20 protein-coding genes are annotated in these 17,543 nt (G+C 69.6%); 9 read left to right on the forward strand and 11 right to left on the reverse strand.

From position 1 onward, the window contains the following. Positions 1–55: 55 nt before the first annotated feature. Both AC4D16_RS16085 and AC4D16_RS16090 read right to left on the reverse strand, forming a co-directional pair. A complete protein-coding gene (locus AC4D16_RS16085; protein WP_490955706.1) occupies positions 56–913 on the reverse strand; it encodes an NAD(P)H-binding protein in 858 nt (285 codons plus the stop codon). 124 nt (positions 914–1,037) lie between these two features. After that, on the reverse strand, positions 1,038–1,637 hold the full coding sequence (locus AC4D16_RS16090) for a glycosyl-4,4'-diaponeurosporenoate acyltransferase CrtO family protein (protein WP_490955707.1): 600 nt from the start codon (positions 1,635–1,637) through the stop codon (positions 1,038–1,040). Positions 1,638–1,744: 107 nt separating this feature from the next. On the opposite strand from AC4D16_RS16090, the gene AC4D16_RS16095 reads away from it, so the two are divergent. From AC4D16_RS16095 to AC4D16_RS16115, 5 genes are all read left to right on the forward strand, one after another. Next, positions 1,745–2,074: a PadR family transcriptional regulator gene (locus AC4D16_RS16095; protein ID WP_490947758.1), complete on the forward strand. Its 330-nt coding sequence runs from the start codon at positions 1,745–1,747 to the stop codon at positions 2,072–2,074. After that, a complete protein-coding gene (locus tag AC4D16_RS16100) occupies positions 2,071–2,436 on the forward strand; it encodes a DUF1048 domain-containing protein (protein WP_490955708.1) in 366 nt (121 codons plus the stop codon). Before AC4D16_RS16095 ends, AC4D16_RS16100 begins: the two co-directional genes overlap by 4 nt. A 141-nt stretch (positions 2,437–2,577) precedes the next feature. After that, positions 2,578–3,153, forward strand: coding sequence for a dihydrofolate reductase family protein (locus tag AC4D16_RS16105; RefSeq protein ID WP_490955709.1), 576 nt, complete (start codon positions 2,578–2,580; stop codon positions 3,151–3,153). Between the two features lie 464 nt (positions 3,154–3,617). Next, on the forward strand, positions 3,618–4,280 hold the full coding sequence (gene pnuC / locus AC4D16_RS16110) for a nicotinamide riboside transporter PnuC (protein WP_490947761.1): 663 nt from the start codon (positions 3,618–3,620) through the stop codon (positions 4,278–4,280). 120 nt (positions 4,281–4,400) lie between these two features. Continuing rightward, complete coding sequence (locus AC4D16_RS16115; protein ID WP_490955710.1) at positions 4,401–5,135, forward strand: NUDIX hydrolase; 735 nt, start codon at positions 4,401–4,403, stop codon at positions 5,133–5,135. 4 nt (positions 5,136–5,139) lie between these two features. Here AC4D16_RS16115 and AC4D16_RS16120 read toward each other — a convergent pair whose 3' ends face one another. The 3 genes from AC4D16_RS16120 to AC4D16_RS16130 form a co-directional block, all read right to left on the reverse strand. After that, positions 5,140–5,889, reverse strand: a complete 750-nt coding sequence (locus AC4D16_RS16120) for an SDR family NAD(P)-dependent oxidoreductase (RefSeq protein WP_490955711.1) — start codon at positions 5,887–5,889, stop codon at positions 5,140–5,142. Positions 5,890–6,010: 121 nt separating this feature from the next. Continuing rightward, positions 6,011–6,598 carry a TetR/AcrR family transcriptional regulator gene (locus tag AC4D16_RS16125; protein WP_490955712.1) on the reverse strand — a complete coding sequence of 196 codons (588 nt, stop codon included), beginning with the start codon at positions 6,596–6,598 and terminating at the stop codon, positions 6,011–6,013. Positions 6,599–6,671: 73 nt separating this feature from the next. After that, positions 6,672–7,247: a MarR family winged helix-turn-helix transcriptional regulator gene (locus tag AC4D16_RS16130; RefSeq protein ID WP_490955713.1), complete on the reverse strand. Its 576-nt coding sequence runs from the start codon at positions 7,245–7,247 to the stop codon at positions 6,672–6,674. 103 nt (positions 7,248–7,350) lie between these two features. Here AC4D16_RS16130 and AC4D16_RS16135 point away from each other — a divergent pair, with 103 nt between their 5' ends. Together AC4D16_RS16135 and AC4D16_RS16140 are read left to right on the forward strand one after the other, a co-directional pair. Then, on the forward strand, positions 7,351–7,677 hold the full coding sequence (locus AC4D16_RS16135; RefSeq protein ID WP_490955714.1) for a Cif family virulence factor: 327 nt from the start codon (positions 7,351–7,353) through the stop codon (positions 7,675–7,677). A gap of 56 nt (positions 7,678–7,733) precedes the next feature. After that, a complete protein-coding gene (locus AC4D16_RS16140; protein ID WP_490955715.1) occupies positions 7,734–8,516 on the forward strand; it encodes an SDR family oxidoreductase in 783 nt (260 codons plus the stop codon). Between the two features lie 6 nt (positions 8,517–8,522). Here the strand turns inward: AC4D16_RS16140 and AC4D16_RS16145 are convergent, their stop codons facing one another. From AC4D16_RS16145 to AC4D16_RS16170, 6 genes are all read right to left on the reverse strand, one after another. After that, a complete protein-coding gene (locus tag AC4D16_RS16145; protein ID WP_490955716.1) occupies positions 8,523–9,353 on the reverse strand; it encodes an HpcH/HpaI aldolase family protein in 831 nt (276 codons plus the stop codon). After that, positions 9,338–10,123, reverse strand: a complete 786-nt coding sequence (gene hpaH / locus AC4D16_RS16150) for a 2-oxo-hept-4-ene-1,7-dioate hydratase (protein ID WP_490955717.1) — start codon at positions 10,121–10,123, stop codon at positions 9,338–9,340. The genes AC4D16_RS16145 and hpaH overlap by 16 nt, the downstream gene beginning before the upstream one ends. A gap of 61 nt (positions 10,124–10,184) precedes the next feature. Continuing rightward, complete coding sequence (gene hpaD, locus AC4D16_RS16155; protein WP_490955718.1) at positions 10,185–11,279, reverse strand: 3,4-dihydroxyphenylacetate 2,3-dioxygenase; 1,095 nt, start codon at positions 11,277–11,279, stop codon at positions 10,185–10,187. 3 nt (positions 11,280–11,282) lie between these two features. Further along, a complete protein-coding gene (gene hpaE / locus AC4D16_RS16160) occupies positions 11,283–12,821 on the reverse strand; it encodes a 5-carboxymethyl-2-hydroxymuconate semialdehyde dehydrogenase (protein ID WP_490955719.1) in 1,539 nt (512 codons plus the stop codon). A gap of 7 nt (positions 12,822–12,828) precedes the next feature. After that, the gene (locus tag AC4D16_RS16165; protein ID WP_490947770.1) at positions 12,829–13,557 is read right to left on the reverse strand and encodes a GntR family transcriptional regulator; all 729 of its coding nucleotides are present in this window, start codon (positions 13,555–13,557) and stop codon (positions 12,829–12,831) included. Next, on the reverse strand, positions 13,550–15,001 hold the full coding sequence (locus AC4D16_RS16170; protein WP_490955720.1) for a fumarylacetoacetate hydrolase family protein: 1,452 nt from the start codon (positions 14,999–15,001) through the stop codon (positions 13,550–13,552). The genes AC4D16_RS16165 and AC4D16_RS16170 overlap by 8 nt, the downstream gene beginning before the upstream one ends. Before the next feature lie 211 nt (positions 15,002–15,212). On the opposite strand from AC4D16_RS16170, the gene AC4D16_RS16175 reads away from it, so the two are divergent. Together AC4D16_RS16175 and AC4D16_RS16180 are read left to right on the forward strand one after the other, a co-directional pair. Next, complete coding sequence (locus AC4D16_RS16175; protein ID WP_490955721.1) at positions 15,213–15,458, forward strand: hypothetical protein; 246 nt, start codon at positions 15,213–15,215, stop codon at positions 15,456–15,458. 156 nt (positions 15,459–15,614) lie between these two features. Next, positions 15,615–17,525 carry an FAD-binding monooxygenase gene (locus AC4D16_RS16180; protein WP_490955722.1) on the forward strand — a complete coding sequence of 637 codons (1,911 nt, stop codon included), beginning with the start codon at positions 15,615–15,617 and terminating at the stop codon, positions 17,523–17,525. Positions 17,526–17,543 lie beyond the last annotated feature (18 nt).

A 17,543-nucleotide genomic window follows, 5' to 3' on the forward strand; every position in this document is an offset into this window, starting at 1 on the left:
AGGAGCGGTCGACGGCGTCGAGCGCTGTCGTCGACCCGACGTTGCCCCCGCGTTCCTACTCCGCGAGCAGCGCCGCCACGTACTCCTTCAGCGGCGTCATCGGGCGCCCGATGATCCGGCTGAGCGTGCCGTCGCTGTCCGAGAGGCACCCGGCCGCGATGTTGGCGTCGAGCGCGGCGACGAAGCCGGCGGTGTCGGCGTCGAGCCCTGCCTCGGTGAGGGCGGTCACGTGCTCCTCCGTGCTCAGCTGCGTGACTGTCACGTCACGGCCGGCCACCGCTGCGACGGTGGACGCCAGCTCCTCGACGTCCCAGGGGGCGTCACCGCCGAGCTCGAGGATCTCGCCGGCGTACTCGTCGGAGAGCAGGACGACCGCGGCGGCCTCCGCGTAGTCGACGCGGGAAGCACTCGCCACTTTGCCCGCGCCGGAGCTGGCGACGATCCGGCCCTCCGAGGCCGCGCGGCGGATGGTGTCGGCGTAGTTCTCCGTGTACCAGTTGTTGCGCAGCACCGTGTAGGTCAGCCCCGAACCCTGCAGCAGCCCTTCGGTGGCGGCGTGCTCGGGGGCGAGCACGAGGTCCGTCGACGTCGCGCGGGGTGCGCTGGTGTAGAGGAGTTCGGCGCCGACCTTGCGTGTCGCGTCGATCACGGCCTTGTGCTGCACCGAGCGCTGACCCACCTCGTTGCCCGAGATCAGCAGCACCTTGTCCGCGCCGGCAACGGCGTCGTCGATGGTGGACGGGTCCGCGTAGTCCACCCGCGCGGTGCGGACGCCGCGTGCGGCCAGGTCGGCGAGTGCCTGCTCGTTGCGGCCGCCGGCCGTGATGGTGGACGGGTCCACCCCGCGTGCCAGCAGCTGCTCGATGACGAGACGGCCGAGCTGTCCGGTCGCTCCGGTGATGACGATGTTCATGGGTCCTCCTGGTGGTGCATCGGATACTGCGTCTCGATGGTGCCTGCAGGCGACAACCGCGTGCACCTGCGAACCCTTCCCGCGAATGGCACCCGACACCGCTGATGACCCCGGTCCGCGCGGATCAGGGGTTCGCGGTGCGGGCTTCGAGCTCGGCGATGCGATCGATCCTCGAGCGCAGCAGGCGCTGCAGGCCCACGGGGTAGAGATGCAGCGGTATCGCGAGGCCCAGCAGCCAGGCGGCGCTGGTCCACAGCCCCGCGGTGACGGCGAGCACGGCGACGACCATCACGACGGCGATGCAGGCCAGGTGCGCCACCTCGGAGCGGCGCGTGTCGTGGTCGAGAGCGGCGAGGCCCGCGCGGGAGCCGTCGAACGCCCGCTCCGCTTCGATCAGGCGGTTCCAGCCGATCACGGACAGGATGCGGTCGAAGATCCGCACCCCGAGCACCTTGTACACCCGGGGCTCGCAGGCGCGCACGCGGAACCACGACGCCGTCAGGCCACTGCGCGGGACCCCGACGACGGCGGACCACGTCATCAGCACGACATTCGAGACGAGCGAGATGACCGCGCCGCGCTCGCCGGTGACCCGCCAGGCCACCACGAGGCAGGCGGCAGTCACGGCCGTGGACACGACGGCGACCACGACGGCGACGACGGCGGTGCGGCGCGGGGTGGAGCCGGGCGGGGGCAGTGCAATGGATGAGTTGTCGGCGGACACGGAACGAGCCTAACCTCGCCGCTACCTGCTCTTGCTGAGTACCGGAACCTAGTCCTACTATGTAGCGACTACACGGTACTGAGTATCACTCACTAGCTGGAGGGCGCATGAGCAAGCAGATGACCGAGATGCTCAAGGGCACGCTCGAGGGCATGGTCCTGGCCACGTTGTCGGGCAGGGCCGCCTACGGCTACGAGATCACCGGGTGGCTGAGGGAAAAGGGCTTCACGGACATCGCGGAGGGCACCGTCTATGCGTTGCTCATCCGCATCGAGCAACGCGGCCTGGTGGACGTCCGAAAAGCTCCCTCCGAGAAGGGGCCGCCGCGCAAGGTCTACTCGCTCAACGAGCTGGGACAGCAGTACCTCACCGAGTTCTGGAGAACCTGGGACTTCCTCTCCGATCATCTGAACACCCTCAGGAAAGAAGGCGCATGACCATGTGGATCGAGAAGATGGTCGGCGATCTCGCCGCCAAGAAGCAGTACCGCGAGTACAAGGAACGCGTGCGCAACCTGCCCGATGGCTATCGCGAGGCAGCGGGGGCGCTCGAGCGCTATGTCCTGAACCTCGGCCCGAGCTCCGACAGCGACAGCCTCATCGCCATGCTGACGGACCTCGCCGACCTGCTGGAGCAGAGCGTGGCGGCGGGCACCCCCCTTCGCGACGTCGTCGGGGCGGACCCCGCGGACTTCGCCGAATCCTTCATGCAGAACTACGACGGCGGGAGCTGGGTCCGCAGCGAGCGCGATCGCCTGGCGAAGGCGATCGACCGGGCCGAGGAGCAGGGCCGGCCATGAGCGCGCCGTCCGTGGTCGCCCTGGGGACGTACCGATGCAGGACCGGCCGCGCCTGAGGCGCGGTCCCGGGTGCCTGCAGGACTTGTCCGTCGAGCGGTGTTCCTGTAGCTGTGGAGCTTCGGGTCGATGAGAGGATCAGGCATGGCGCGGGAGTTGGTCTGGACGGGTTTCTTGTCACTGGACGGTGTTGCCGATTCACCGGGTGACGTCAGTGAGGGGCATCGCAACGGTGGGTGGGTGCTCAGCACCGAGATGCTCCCCGAGGCGTTCTCGCTGAAGGAGGACGAGCTGCAGGAGACCACGGCGCTCATGTTCGGGCGTCGCAGCTACGAGGCGTTCGCCCCGATCTGGCGGGACTCCGAGGACCACGCGGCGTACCGGGATCTTCCCAAATACGTGGTCTCGACGACGCTCGACGAGGGATCGCTGATCGACGGCTGGGGTGCCACGGAGCTCCTCCGTTCCACGGAGGACGTCGCGGCGCTGAAGCAGAGCGACGGCGGAGCCATCTTCATCCACGGGAGCGCGGAACTGGCGCGCACGCTGTCCGAGGCCGATCTGATCGACCGGTACAACCTGCTGGTCTTCCCGGTGCTCCTGGGTTCGGGGAAGCGGCTCTTCAGCGTGGAGGACAACGACAGCCGGCCCCTGCGCCTCCGCGAGTCGGAGACGTACTCCAACGGGGTCATGAAGGTGATCTACGACCTCGTACGGTGACGGCATGGTGACGGAGTCTCGCGTGCGGTGGATCGGCACGCGATCGTAGATGAGGCCCGGTCGGCGTTGTCACGCCGGCCGGGCCTCAGCCGTTCTCGAGCCCTACTTGTCGTCCTGACCAGGTAGGGCGTCCTTCGCCTTGTCCTTGGCCTGATCCACCTGTTCCGGGTGGTCCTGAGCCGCGTCCTTGGCCTTGTCAGCCATTCCACCAAGATCTGCCATGGATAGCACTCCTTCGATCGGACTGTTGATCCGCGCTGCGATGCTTCCACCGTCGCGGTCTGACGTCCCCATCGTGCGGCATCCCGGCAGTCGGTGGCCAGCGCTCGACGGGGGTTGACAGGCGCCGTGATGGAGGCGGGAGTGAGAGGCGATGAGGAGCGAGCTGCGGAGGAGTCTTCCGCTTCCTTCCTCCCCGCCGTACACTACTCATTGTCACATTGACAAAATATGAGGAGCGGGACATGGATGCAGTGGTCACCTGGATGTCATCACCGGCAGCACAGCTGTTGGGGGCACCCGTCAGCTGGATCGAGGTCATCGGCTTCGTCACCGGTGCAGCGTGTGTCTACGGCGTGGCCCGGCAGAGGATCTGGAACTGGCCGGTGGGGATCGTCAACAACATCGCGTTCATGATCCTGTTCTTCGGCGCGGGGCTCTACGCCGAGACCGTCCTCCAGGCGGTCTTCGCCTCCGTGGCCGTGTACGGGTGGTTCAACTGGGTCCGGGGAGCCAGGGGTACGCAGAGGAGCGGCGACCTGCCCATCAGGGACGCCACGCGTCGCGAGGCGCTGACCGGCGTCGCCGTCGTCGCCCTCGCCACGGTGGGGATCGCCATGATCCTCACGCGCGCCACCGACTCGCAGGTCCCCTGGCCGGACGCCTTCATCCTCGCGGCCTCCCTGCTCGCCACCTACGGTCAGGCGAAGAAGATCTTCCAGCACTGGTACGTCTGGATCGTCGTCGACCTCGTCTCCATCCCGCTGTATTTCTCACGCGGCCTGAACCTCACCGCGCTGCTGTACATCGGCTTCACCGCACTGTGCGTCTACGGGCTCATCGACTGGACCCGGAGCCGCAGGGCCGGGACGGAGACCGCCACCGCGGCCACGCCCGTACCCGCCTGACTGGTGCCCTCATGCCCCGGCGGGGATGATTGACCGGGTGATCCCACAGCGCACCCGCTCTTCCGTCCCCGCTGGGGACGCTCGTGTCCCGCCGGAGCGCGCCCGATGAGCGGTGGCGGGGTGGAGTCTTCCGAGGGCGGGACGACGACCTACCCCTCCGTGGCGCTGACCGTGGATCTCGTCGTCTTCGCCGTCGAGGGCAGCACACTGCACGCCGCCCTGGTGCGACGCGCCGGCCAGCCCTTCGAGGGGGCCCTGGCCCTTCCGGGAGGGTTCGTCGAGCCGCATGAGGACGCGCTGCAGGCCGCGTGGCGGGAGCTCGAGGAGGAGACGGGCCTGGATCTCGGGGCGCACCGTGCCCACGTGGAGCAGCTCGCCACCTTCAGCTCGCCCGCCCGCGATCCGCGCCGCCGCGTGGTGTCGGTGGCGCACCTCGCGCTCCTCGCCACCGACGGCCGGGAACTGCCCGCACTCCGGCCCGGCAGTGACTCCACCGCGGCGCGCTGGCGGCCCGTCCACGACGTTCTCGCCGGGGAGCACCTGGCGTTCGACCACCGGGAGATCCTCGCCGCCGCGCTCGAGCGGCTGGCCGGCAAGATCGAGTACACGCTGGCCGCGGCCAGGCTCGTCCCCGAGGAGTTCGCCCTGTACCAGTTGCGCCACGTCTACGAGGCGGTGTGGAACACCGAGAAGCTGGACCCCGGGAACTTCACCCGGAAGATGAGCACTGCCCTGGCGGACACCGGGAAGAAGGTGGCGCGTTCCAAGGGTGCTCCCGCCGCCGTCTACAGGGTCGCCAGCGAGTACCTCAGCCCTCCGATGGTCAGGCCTGCGCCCGACCATCGCGCTCCCTGAGACGTCAGGCCGTCCAGCCGGCGTCGATGTTCACCGTGGATCCGGTCATGTAGGCGGCGGCGTCGCTGGCGATCCACGCGACGAGCCCGCCGACGTCGGAGGGCTTGCCGAACCTCTTGAGCGCGGTCAGCCCGGCCAGGAAACCGCCCTGCTCTCCGTCGGCGGGGTTGCCGTCGGTGTCTATGGGGCCCGGCTGGATGTTGTTCACGGTGATGCCGCGGGCCCCGAGGTCGCGTGCGAGGCCCTGGGTGAATGCCACCAGCGCGGCCTTGCTCATGCCGTAGACGGTGCCTCCCGAGAAGGGGATGGAGACGGCGTTGATGCTCCCGATCGTGATGATGCGGCTGTTGTCCGGAAGGTACTTCAGGGCTTCCTGCGTGGTGTAGACGGTGCCCCGGATGTTGAGGTCGATCGTGGCCTCGATGTGCTCCTCGGTGGCGTCGCCGAACGGCTCGAACCAGCCGCCACCGGCGTTGTTCACGAGGATGTCGAGGGAGCCCAGCGCCTCCACGGCGTCCCGCACGCCCTGCCGGGCGGCATCACGGTCGGCGCTGTCGGCGTGGATCGCGTGCGCGGTGCCGCCCGCGGCGCGGATCTCCGCGACGAGCTGCTCCGCGGCGTCCCCTGAATTCCGGTACGTGATGGCGACGGCGGCGCCCTGCTCGGCGAGCGAGCGCGCGATCCCCGCGCCGATCCCCCGTGACGCTCCGGTGACGAGGGCGGTCTTGCCGGCGAGGCTGGTGGTGCTGGTCATGATGGCTCCTTGAATACTGCGGGACGCGTATTACGTCCTTCGCGGTACATATAACGGGAGCCGCCGGATTATATTCCGGACGGTACGTAATGCGTCGGGGTCAGAAGGATCTGCAGCCCCGTCATGGGAAGGCGGTGAGCGCACGTTCCGCGACGGCCATGAGGTCGGTCCGCTCCGCACCACCCGCCGCCTGGACGGCCAGCCCGGCCGTCACGGCAGCGAGGTACCGGGCGAGCTCGGCCGGATCCTCCGTCTCCGGCAGGTCGCCCTCCTCGACAGCGCGCCGAAAGCGCTCCGTGAACCGGGCCTCGCCTCCGCGGCGGCTCGCACTCAGGACGTCGATGATCTGCTGGTCGTTCGGGTGCCCGGCGAGCCCGCCCTGGATCGAGAGGCACCCGGGCGGGCGGCCCGGCAGCGTGACGGCCTCGGCGTTGGCGCGCAGGTAGTGCTCCGCGACCTCCCGGGCCGTGGGCTGCGCCAGTGCCTCGTCCACGTACGCCAGCTCGACCCGCGCGTAGCGCTCGAGGGCGCGCCGGAACGTGTCCGCCTTGTTGCCGAACGCCGAGTAGAGGCTCGGCCGGCTGATCCTCATCGCGCTCGTCAGGTCGTCGAGCGTCGTTCCTTCGTAGCCCCGGCGCCAGAAGACGTCGACCGCGCGCTCAAGGGCTGCGTCGACGTCGAACTCCCGTGGCCTTCCCCGAACTGCCATTCGTGCTCCGTCCTCCCCGGCCGTCGGCCTCTGAAGGACCACCGTACCGCCCGGGATAGAAGTCGGCCGATCGTCAGGAGCTCGACGACGGCGCGTCGGTGTGGGCCGGGTCCTCATCGGCCGGGCGGAGGCCCCGCGCACGCATGAGTGCGGCGGACCTGATGGCGTCGTCGACGAAGCGTTCCGTCAGGTCGGTGTAACGCCGGATGTCCGAGGGCGACCAATCGTCGAGCACTTCGGAGATCATGCGATCCCCCAGCGCGTAGACGCCGCGGGCGGCCTCCATTCCTGCGTCGGTCAGGCGAATCAGATGCGCGCGGCGGTCGGAAGGGTCGGCCGTCCGTTCCACCAGTCCGGCTCCTTCGAGTCGACCCACGATCTTGCTGATGTACGACGCCCCCACGCCGAGTTCGTCCGCGAGCGCGGTCGGCCGCATCGATCCCCAGGCGAGGAGGAGCCGGAGGGTCTGGTGCGAGGGCTGATCCAGCGACTCACCGCTCTTCGCGAGTATCTGGCCCTGCAGCGCAGGCGAGTTCCACAGCAGGATCAGTGCGCTGAGGTTCGCCAGGAGCTTCGACCGGTAGGGGAAGTTCCCGGGGGTAAGAGACTGCGGCTGCTCTACGTCGGGATCCTCGTTCGTCGTCGCCATTCGAGCACTCTATCGGCACCCGTCCACGCATGCGGATCCAAAGTATTGTCCTGCAGGACAGTACTTGGTACGGTGGGAGCTCCTTCAACGAGAAAGAGACACCATGCCTGACATCACCCTCCCGACAGCTGTCCACCGGTTCGTGGAAGCCACGAATGCCCACGACGCCGAGGCGCTCTTCGACGTCTTCGCGCCCGGCGCGGCCGTCGTCGACGACGGCACCACCTATGAGACCGAGGCAGCGGTGCGTGAGTGGATCAGGGTCCACCAGATCGAGCCGATGATCGTCATCACGCCGACCTCCTATGCTGCGGATCGCCTCGTGGCCTCGGTCGACGGGGAGTTCCCCGGAGGCCCGCTCACCTTCTCCTTCACCTTCACCCAGCAGGACGACGCCGTCATCGGTCTGTCGATCGGGCAGGCATCATGACCGCGGGAGGAGGAGCGAGCGCAACTCTCCGGTCCCAGCAACGCGAGTCACCGGCGGTGCCCGCCACACGCGATCGACTGGACGGACGCCGTGCGCTCGTCACGGGAGGGACGAAGGGGGCCGGCAGGGCGGTGGTCGCGCGGCTCCGTGAACTCGGTGCGGATGTCTTCGTGACGGCGAGGGCGATCCCGGATGATGATGACATCGTGGACCGGTTCATCAGGGCCGACACCTCGACCGTCGTCGGAGCGCAGGCCGCCGCCGCACGGCTGGGGGAGGCGGGCGGCGTGGACATCCTCGTGCACGTCGTGGGTGGTTCGTCGACACCTGCGGGCGGCTTCGCGGTCATCGACGACGAGCAGTGGCTGGCGGAGCTCCAGCTCAACCTCCTGGGTGCTGTGCGGCTCGACCGGGCGCTGCTCCCGGCCATGATCCGCGCCGGTTCAGGTGCGGTGGTCCACTTCACCTCGATCCAGAACCGGATGCCCCAGTTCGAGGCATCTCTTGCCTATGCCGCATCGAAAGCCGCGCTCCGTACCTACAGCAAGGGACTCGCGAAGGAGGTCGCGCCTCACGGGATCAGGGTCAACGCGATCAGCCCCGGTGGCATCGAGACGGAAGGCTACGAGCGGCTGGTTGACCGGATCGCCCTGGGCAGCGATCTCGGCCGGGAGGAAGCACGGCAGAGGATCTTCGACTCCCTCGGCGGGGTTCCGCTCGGCCGCTTCGCCAGGCCGGAGGAGGTGGCCGATCTCGCGGCCTTCCTGGTGTCCGATCGGGCATCGTCGATCGTCGGCGCCGAGTACGTCATCGACGGCGGAACGGTGCCCACCATCTGACGTGGCCTAGTAACTCGCCGGGTCGCCGTCGGTCGCTGGACCGGCCGCCGAACCGGCCTCGGACGCGGGCACGTACGCGGCGGCCAACGCCTCCGAGCCCCGCGCGAGGAGCGCGACGTCGGCTCCCACGAGGACGAACCGGGCACCGACGTCCAGGTAGTGCCGCGCCGTGGCCGGGGTGAAGGCGTTGACCCCGGCCGGTGTCCCGGCACGGGTGGCAGCTGCGAGGCAGTGCTCGACGGCGGCGCGCACGTCGGGGTGTTCCTGCTGGCCGAGAAGGCCCATGGACGCTGCGAGGTCCGAGGGGCCGAGGAAGATCGCGTCCACGCCGTCCACCGCGAGGATGTCATCGACGGCGTCGACGGCGGCGGCGGACTCGATCTGCACCGTCACGCTGATGGTCGACGACGCCGTGGCGAGGTAGTCCGGCACCCTGTTCCAGCGGGCGGCCCGGGCGAGGGCCGAGCCGACGCCGCGCACCCCGAGGGGCGGGTAGCGGGTGGCGGCGACGGCGGCCACGGCATCCGCGGCGGAATTCACCATCGGGATCAGGAGGTTCTGCACCCCGAGGTCCAGGTACTGCTTGATGAGCACGGTGTCATTGACCGGCGGCCGGACGAGCACCTGCACCGGATACCCGTGGACGGCCTGGAGCTGGGCGAGCACGGACTCGAGGCCGTTGGGGCTGTGCTCCGCGTCGATCAGCAGCCAGTCCAACCCGGACCCGGCGCAGAGCTCGGCGACCAGCGGGCTGCCGGAGCACACCCACATCCCCGCGAGCGGACGTCCCGCCGTGGCGAGTGCGGCGGCGAACGTCGGCTCTAGTGGAAGCGGCACGTGACGGCTCCCAGCGGTCCGTAGTCCGCGTGGACGGTATCGCCGCGGTCCACCCAGAGTGGCCGGGTGAAGGAACCCGCGAGGATGATGTCCCCGGCCTTCAGCCCGTCGTCGTGCGCGGCGATCTTGTTCGCGAGCCAGTGCACGCCGGCGGCGGGGTGGTCGAGGACACCGGCCGCGACGCCGGTCTCCTCCACCACCTGGTTCTTGTACAGGATGGCGGCGACCCACCGGAGGTCGACGGCGTCGGGCCTCACCGGCCTGCCGCCCACCACCATGGCGCCCATCGCCGCGTTGTCGGAGATGGTGTCCACGATGGTGCGGCCCTCCATCTCGATCCGCGAATCCAGGATCTCCAGGGCGGGCACCACGTAATCGGTGGCGTTGAGGACGTCGAAGAGGGTGCAACCCGGACCGGTGAGGTCGTCCTTGAGCACGAACGCCAGCTCGACCTCGACCCTGGGTCTCGTGTAGCGCTCCCACTCCACCGAGCAGCCCGTCTGGAACACCATGTCGTCGAAGATGGACCCGTAGTCCGGCTCGGTGATCCCCGTGGCCACCTGCATGGCGCGGCTGGTGAGCCCGATCTTCCGCCCCACGAGCGTGCGGCCGGCGTCCACGTTCCGCTGGCGCCAGAGGCGCTGCACCGCGTAGGAATCCTCCACCGTCATGCCCGGGTGGCGGGCGGTGAGCAGCGGGACCGGCGTCCGCGTGCGGGCGGCGTGGAGGAGCTCGTCGGCGATCTCGCTGATCACGTGCGGCTCGAGCATGGGGATCCTTTCCGGAAGGGGGCGGCGGTACGGTGCGCGTCGGAGCTGTTCCTGGAGTCGTCTAGAGCTGGTTGCCGAGCTTGAAGCCCTCGGCCGGCGCGCCGCCGTCGTCCCTGCGCGTGTAGGAGAACCCGTCCGCACCCACCGTGACCGCCTGCTCGCTGCGGTCCTCGCGCTCCGCCACCGGCTGCGGGTTGCCGTCGAGGTCGAGGACCAGGGAGGCCTCCGAGTACCAGGACGGCACGACGGCGTTGCCCCACCAGTCGCGGCGCTGGTTGTCGTGCACGTCCCAGGTGATGGTCGGGTTGTCGGGGTCGCCCGTGTAGTAGTCCTGGCAGTAGATCTCGATGCGGTGGTCGTCAGGGTCCAGGATGTAGAGGTAGAAGGCGTTCGAGACACCGTGGCGCCCGGGTCCGCGCTCGATGCGGTCGCTGATCCGCAGGGCGCCCATCTTGTCGCAGATCTGGATGATGTTGTGCTTCTCGTGGGTCGCGAAGGCCACGTGATGCATGCGGGGACCGTTGCCGCCGGTGAGGGCGGTGTCGTGCACGGTCTGCTTGCGGTGCATCCACACGGCGTAGGTGACGCCGTCGGAGTCCTGGATGTCCTCGGAGACGCGGAAGCCGAGGTCCTCGAGGTACGCCTGGCCGCGCGGTACGTCCGGGGTCACCTGGTTGAAGTGGTCGAGGCGCACCAGCTCGCCCGCCGAGTAGAGGTCGTAGCGCTGCGTGAGGCGTTCCACGTGATCAACGGCGTGGAAGAACTCGTAGGGGAAGCCCAGGGGGTCCTCCACGCGCACGGAATCGCCCACGCCCTTCGTGAAGCCGCTCGGACGGCGTTCGGTGCGGCAGCCGAGCTCCCGGTAGTAGGCCTCGGCGGCGTCCACGTCCTCGGGCGTCCGCACGCGGTAGGCGAAGGCGGCGACGGCCGCCACGGGTCCCTTCCGCAGCACGAGGTTGTGGTGGATGAACTCCTCGAGGGAGCGCAGGTAGATGGCGTCGTCGTCCTCCTCGGTGACGTGCAGGCCGAGGACGTCCACGTAGAACTGCCGCGAGCGTGCGAGGTCGGTGACGACGATCTCCATGTACGCGCAGCGGACGATGTCGGGCGCGGGGACGGACGGCGTGGGGATGCGGGATGCGGGCGCGTGGGTCACCGGTCAGCCCTCGTTCCGGGCGGAGGCGTCGATGCTGCCGAACTTCGGCGTGTGCACCGTGCCGAGCGTGATGTGCACGGCCTGCTGGTCCGTGTAGAAGTCGATGGAGCGGTAGCCGCCCTCGTGGCCGAGGCCGGAGGCCTTGACCCCACCGAAGGGGGTGCGGAGGTCCCGGACGTTGTGGCTGTTGAGCCAGACCATGCCCGCCTCGACGTCCTGCGAGAACGTGTGGGCCCGGGTGAGGTCCTTCGTCCAGACGTAGGCGGCGAGGCCGTACCGGGTGTTGTTCGCGAGCTGGAGGGCCTCGGCGTCGGTGTCGAAGGGGGTGATGGCGACGACGGGCCCGAAGATCTCCTCCTGGAAGATCCGCGCGTTCGGGAGGACGTCCGCGAAGACCGTGGGGGCGATGTAGTTGCCCTCGGGAAGGTGGTCCGGGCGTCCGCCACCGGCGAGCAGCCGGCCCTCGGTCTTGCCGATCTCCACGTAGGAGGCCACCTTGTCGAAGTGAACGGGGTGGACGAGCGCGCCGACCTCGGTGGCCGCGTCCTGGGGGTCGCCCACGACGATGGCCTTCGCGCGGGCCGCGTACTTCTCACAGAAGTCGTCGTACACGGGACGCTCGACCAGGATCCGGGACCCGGCGGTGCAGCGCTCGCCGTTGAGCGAGAACACCCCGAAGAGCGCGGAGTCGATCGCGGCGTCGAGGTCGGCGTCGGCGAAGACGATGCAGGGTGACTTGCCACCGAGCTCCATGGAGAGCCCCTTGAGGTGCTCGGCGGCGTTCCGGAAGATCGTCCGGCCCGTGGTGGTCTCGCCCGTGAAGGAGATCAGCGGCACGTCGGGGTGCTTCACGAGGGCGTCGCCGGCCTCCTCACCGAGGCCGTTCACGAGGTTGAACACGCCGTCCGGCAGGCCCGCGTCCGTGAAGATCTGCGCCCAGAGGGAGGCGGAGAGCGGCGTGAACTCGGCGGGTTTCAGCACCACGGTGTTGCCGGTGGCCAGGGCGGGCGCGAGTTTCCAGGACTCCAGCATGAAGGGCGTGTTCCAGGGGGTGATGAGCCCGGCCACGCCGATGGGCTTGCGGTTCACGTAGTTGATCTGCGCGCCGGGCACCTTCATGGCGTCGTCGAACTGGGCCACGATGAGGTCCGCGAAGAACCGGAAGTTCTCCGCGGCGCGCAGGGCCTGCCCCTTCGCCTGCGTGATGGGCAGACCGGTGTCGAACGTCTCGAGCTCGGCGAGGCGCGCCTCCTGTGCCTCGACGGCGTCGGCGATGCGGTTGAGCACGCGGGCGCGTTCGCGCGGCTTCATGCGGGGCCAGGGGCCGTTGGTGAAGGCGTCACGGGCCGCGGCCACGGCGGCGTCGACGTCCTCCTTCTGGCCCGCTGCGGCCGTGGCGTAGTTCCGGTTCGAGACCGGGTCGAGCACATCGAAGGTAACCCCACCGATCGAGTCGACGAAACGGCCACCGATGTAGTGCTGGAGGTGGGACGGCAGGCCGTCGGGGACGAAGTGCTGCGAGGCTGCGCTGGTGGTCGTCATGGTGGTCCTAACGGGGCTCGTGGGCGGGATCGCCGCCGTCGTGATGGGTGGGTTGGGGCGCACCGGCGTGCGCCAGGTAGGCATCGAGGGTGGCGCTGCGGTGCGCGCGGGCCGCCCGTTCGACGTCGTCCGCGCCCGCCCCCGATTCGATGAGGGCGAGCAGCCGCTCGTGTTCCTCCACGGAGTCGGGCGCGCGGTGCGGCACGAAGCGGAAGGTCGACGCGCGCAGCAGCGCGAGGCGGTTCCAGCCGCGCTGCACGAGGTCGAGGATGTGCGGGTTCGGGCAGCGCTCGAAGAGGATCGCGTGGAACTCCCGGTTGAGCTCGGTGAACAGCAGCGGGTCGAAGTCCGCGAGGCTCGCGCGCATCCGCTCGTTGACGGCGCGGGCCCGTGCGATGTCCCCGGGACCCATGAAGGGCGCCGAGAGCGACGTCGCGGCCCCCTCGACGAGGCTGAGCGTCTGCATCGTGTAGAGGTACTCGGTAGGGTCGATCCCGGCGACGGTGGCGCCCACGTTCCGCTCGAACGTCACGAGCCCCTCGGCCTCGAGGCGGCGGATGGCCTCGCGGACCGGGACCACGCTGACGCCGAGCTCGTCGGCGATCTTCGAGAGCACCAGCCGGTGCCCGGGAGGATAGGCGCCGTCGATGATCGCGCGCTTCACCGCCGTGTACGCCTGCTGCGACTTGCTGCCCGAGGGCGCGGTGCCCTCTGAGACGTCGGCGAGGTCAGTCATCGGACCGCCAGGCCTCGTACCGGAGCCGCCACTGCGCGTTCAGCGGGTACAGGCCGTCGACGCCGTGCCCGGCCGTCACCATCTCGGCGATGAACGTCTCCTCCCGTTCCTGCGCCAGGGCGTCGTCGGCGACCTCCTCGGCGAGAGCGGGCGGGACCACGAGGATGCCGTCGGCGTCCGCCACGATGATGTCGCCGGGCTGCACGGTGGTGCCGCCGCAGGCGATGGTGACGTCGGTGTCCCAGGGGATGTGGCGCCGGCCGAGCACGGCGGGGTGGGGGTTGGCGTAGTAGGTGGGCATGTCGAGGGCGGTCACCGCGGCGATGTCCCGCACACCGCCGTCGGTGATGACGGCGGCGGCGCCGCGTACCTGTGCGCGGAGGGCGAGGATGTCGCCGATCGTGCCGGTGCCCTTCTCGCCGCGCGCCTCCATGACGAGGATCTCGCCGTCGTTCACCGTGTCGATGGCGCGCTTCTGCGCGTTGAAGCCGCCGCCGTGCGCCGCGAACAGGTCCTCGCGGTTCGGCACGTACCGGAGCGTGCGCGCGAGCCCGACGACGCGGCGGCCCGGCTGCGTGGACGTCAGGCCGTCGATGCTGACGTTGTTCAGGCCGCGCTTGCGCAGCTGCGAGGAGAGCGTCGCCGTCGCGACGCGCTCGAGCTTCCCCCGGAGCTCGGGGGACAGCGCGGGGGACGACGGCGGGAGACCGGCCGCCTCGCGCGACCCGTAGGCCTCCTCCCGCTGCAGGTCGTCGGCCACGGGCCGCGCACCGAACACGGCCAGTGGCTCCGTACCGTCGGTGACGGTGGTGGTCAGCCGTCCGGTCGAGAGCGTGCCCGCGGTGACCTCGACCTCGAGGACGTCACCAGGGACGGCCACGGATGCACCTGCGGGTGTGCCGGTGAGGATGATGTCGCCGGGTTCGAGCGTGATGAGCTGCGAGAGGTCGGCGACCAGGCGGTCGAAGGGGAAGAGCAGCCCGGCCGTGGTGTCGTCCTGCACGAGCGTGCCGTTGTGCCAGGTGCGCAGGCGCAGCGCGGCGGGGTCCACGGCGTCGGCGGGCAGGAGGGCCGGACCCACCGGCGTGAAGCCGTCGCCGCCCTTGGACCGCAGGTTGGAGCCCTTGTCGGCGTAGCGGAGGTCGTAGACGCCGAGATCGTTGCTCGCGGTGACCCCGCGCACGTGACCCCAGGCGTCGTCGACGGAGACCCTCCGCGCCGTACTGCCGATGACGATCGCGACCTCGCCCTCGAAGCCCAGCAGCTCGCAGCCGGCGGGGCGTTCGACGTGGGACCCGGAGAGAGCGAGGGAGGACGTCGGCTTCAGGAAGTACGAGGGCTGCTCGGGGGTGCGGCCCCTCTGGGCGGCACGGCTCGGGTAGTTGAGGTGTATCGCGATGACCTTGCGGGCGGCAGTGAGCATGCCGTCGTCAACCTGATCCACCGTTGCTCCTCATCGAGTACGAAATCGTATACGAACAGTAGGCAGGGGCGTTCGGACCCGTCAAGCCGCCCGGTCCCCGCCGCAGTGGCGTCGCTCAGGCTCGTGGCGATGACGTCGTACAGCCGTGCGTCGGGAATGGCACCAATGCGGTCACCGCACGATCTACCACGACGTTTCGGGTTGCTTCACAGGTAGCTGCAGGAAGGTCAGAATGGCAGGCAACAACAGGATGGGAGTGGCCATGAACACGGACGGCTTGGGCGGTATGCGCAGCGAGGTCCTCGAGGACCTCCCGATCAGCGCGGGCATGACGGTTGACCCCTTCCCGACCACCGAGCTCCGCATCGCGGTGGCGACGGCGATCGACAACGGTGAGCCCCTGGCCGTGGTCGCGGCGGCCGCGGACGTCCCGTCGCTGGCGGTCCTGGACGCGCTCGACGCCGTGCGGACACTCTGACCGCTCGCCACCTCGCGGACCGGATGGCCGCGTGCAGGCCGGGCGAATTGAGTACCGTCGTCGCGAGGAGCTAGCATCGCCCTGCACGAGAGAAGTGCGGTGCCCGCTCGCCGGAGCGCCGACGCCTGCGGGACCACGATGAAGTGAGGCACGCCCATGCAGTTCCACCACCACGGTTACACCTCGGGCGATCCCCGGGTCCAACCGGCGGCCGGCGTCGGTGTGGACCGGTCCGCGGACCTGCCGGACGAGGTGGACGTCCTGATCATCGGTACGGGCCCGGCCGGCATGATCACCGCCGCGCAGCTCTCGCAGTTCCCCGGCATCACCACACGCATCGTCGAGCGGCGGTCAGGGCGCCTCCCCATCGGGCAGGCCGACGGCATCCAGGCACGCAGCGTCGAGACGTTCCAGGCCTTCGGCTTCGCCCAGCGCATCACGGACGAGGCCTACCGGATCGTCGAGATGGCGTTCTGGAAGCCCGACCCCGCCGATCCCTCGCGCATCATCCGCACGGCCAGGCCCGCCGACGACCCCGCCGGGATCAGCGAGTTCCCGCACCTGATCGTGAACCAGGCCCGTGTACTGGACTACTTCGCCGAGTTCATGAGGAACGCACCCACCCGGATGGAACCGGATTACGGCCACGAGTTCGTGGACCTCACCGTGGACGACTCCCAGGAGTACCCGGTGACGGTCACCCTCACGCCCACGGGGGGCGACGGCGCACCGCGCACGGTCCGTGCGAAGTACGTGGTGGGGTCCGACGGCGCCCGGAGCGGGGTGCGCCGGGCCATCGGCTGCACGCTCGCGGGCGACGCCGCCAACCACGCGTGGGGCGTCATGGACGCCGTCGCGGTCACCGACTTCCCGGACATCCGCCGCAAGTGCGCCATCCAGTCCGGCGCCGGGGGCAGCATCCTGTTGATCCCGCGCGAGGGCGGTCACCTGTTCCGCATGTACGTGGACCTCGGCGAAGTGGATCCGGCCGGCAACGGTGCCGTCCGTAACACCACGATCGAGCAGATCATCGCGCAGGCCAACCGCATCCTCAGCCCCTACACGCTCGACGTGCGGAACGTCGCGTGGCACAGCGTCTACGAGGTGGGCCACCGGCTCACGGACAGGTTCGACGACGTCCTGCCGAAGGATCTCGGCACGCGCACCCCGCGCGTGTTCATCACGGGCGACGCCTGCCACACGCACAGCGCCAAGGCCGGCCAGGGCATGAACGTCTCGATGCAGGACGGCTTCAACCTCGGCTGGAAACTGGGGCACGTGCTCGAGGGCCGCAGCCCGGAGGAGCTCCTCGGCACCTACTCGGCGGAGCGGCAGGTGGTCGCGCAGAACCTGATCGACTTCGACCGCGAGTGGTCCACCCTCATGGCGAAGAAGCCGGAGGAGTTCGCGGACCCGTCCGAGCTCGAGGACTTCTACGTGCGCACCATCGAGTTCCCCGCGGGCTTCATGACGCAGTACGCGCCGTCGCTGCTCGTCGGCGAGCCCGTGCACCAGGAGCTGGCCGCGGGCTTCCCGATCGGGCGGCGCTTCAAATCCGCCTCGGTGGTTCGCGTGTGCGACGGCGTCCCCCTCCACCTCGGACACCAGGCGACGGCGGACGGGCGGTGGCGGATCTACGTCTTCGCGGACGGGGCGCAGCCGGGAACGGCCTCGGCGGTCACCGAGCTCGCGGACTGGCTCGACGGCGCGCCCGATTCCCCGGTGGGCGCCACGCCCGCCGACCTCGATCGGGACGCGTGGTTCGACGTGAAGATCGTGTACCAGCAGCACCATGCAGCGGTGGACATCACGCAGGTGCCCCGTACCTTCCTGCCGTCGGTCGGACCGTTCGGGCTGACCGACCACGAGAAGGTCTTCGCGGCCGGCTCCGCCGAGGTCTCGGAGGACATCTTCGACGTCCGGGGGATCACCCGCACCGGCGCCGTCGTCGTCGTCCGTCCGGACCAGTACGTGGCACACGTGCTGCCGCTCACCGAGCCCGCGGCGCTCGGCAGGTTCTTCGCGCCCATCCTGGCGGGCCGCCATGCCCACGCGGGCCGGTCCTGAAGCCGGCTGGAAGGAGTA

It is taken from the genome of Arthrobacter sp. TJ-236 (genome assembly GCF_058269235.1).

Bases quoted from the DNA above. Each gene is read 5' to 3' on its own strand.
- AC4D16_RS16085 (WP_490955706.1), bottom strand. From the start codon at position 913: ATGAACATCGTCATCACCGGAGCGACCGGACAGCTCGGCCGTCTCGTC.
- AC4D16_RS16095 (WP_490947758.1), top strand. From the start codon at position 1,745: ATGAGCAAGCAGATGACCGAGATGCTCAAGGGCACGCTCGAGGGCATG.
- AC4D16_RS16100 (WP_490955708.1), top strand. From the start codon at position 2,071: ATGACCATGTGGATCGAGAAGATGGTCGGCGATCTCGCCGCCAAGAAG.
- AC4D16_RS16105 (WP_490955709.1), top strand. From the start codon at position 2,578: ATGGCGCGGGAGTTGGTCTGGACGGGTTTCTTGTCACTGGACGGTGTT.
- pnuC (WP_490947761.1), top strand. From the start codon at position 3,618: ATGGATGCAGTGGTCACCTGGATGTCATCACCGGCAGCACAGCTGTTG.
- AC4D16_RS16120 (WP_490955711.1), bottom strand. From the start codon at position 5,889: ATGACCAGCACCACCAGCCTCGCCGGCAAGACCGCCCTCGTCACCGGA.
- AC4D16_RS16125 (WP_490955712.1), bottom strand. From the start codon at position 6,598: ATGGCAGTTCGGGGAAGGCCACGGGAGTTCGACGTCGACGCAGCCCTT.
- AC4D16_RS16130 (WP_490955713.1), bottom strand. From the start codon at position 7,247: ATGGCGACGACGAACGAGGATCCCGACGTAGAGCAGCCGCAGTCTCTT.
- AC4D16_RS16135 (WP_490955714.1), top strand. From the start codon at position 7,351: ATGCCTGACATCACCCTCCCGACAGCTGTCCACCGGTTCGTGGAAGCC.
- hpaH (WP_490955717.1), bottom strand. From the start codon at position 10,123: ATGCTCGAGCCGCACGTGATCAGCGAGATCGCCGACGAGCTCCTCCAC.
- hpaE (WP_490955719.1), bottom strand. From the start codon at position 12,821: ATGACGACCACCAGCGCAGCCTCGCAGCACTTCGTCCCCGACGGCCTG.
- AC4D16_RS16165 (WP_490947770.1), bottom strand. From the start codon at position 13,557: ATGACTGACCTCGCCGACGTCTCAGAGGGCACCGCGCCCTCGGGCAGC.
- AC4D16_RS16175 (WP_490955721.1), top strand. From the start codon at position 15,213: ATGGCAGGCAACAACAGGATGGGAGTGGCCATGAACACGGACGGCTTG.
- AC4D16_RS16180 (WP_490955722.1), top strand. From the start codon at position 15,615: ATGCAGTTCCACCACCACGGTTACACCTCGGGCGATCCCCGGGTCCAA.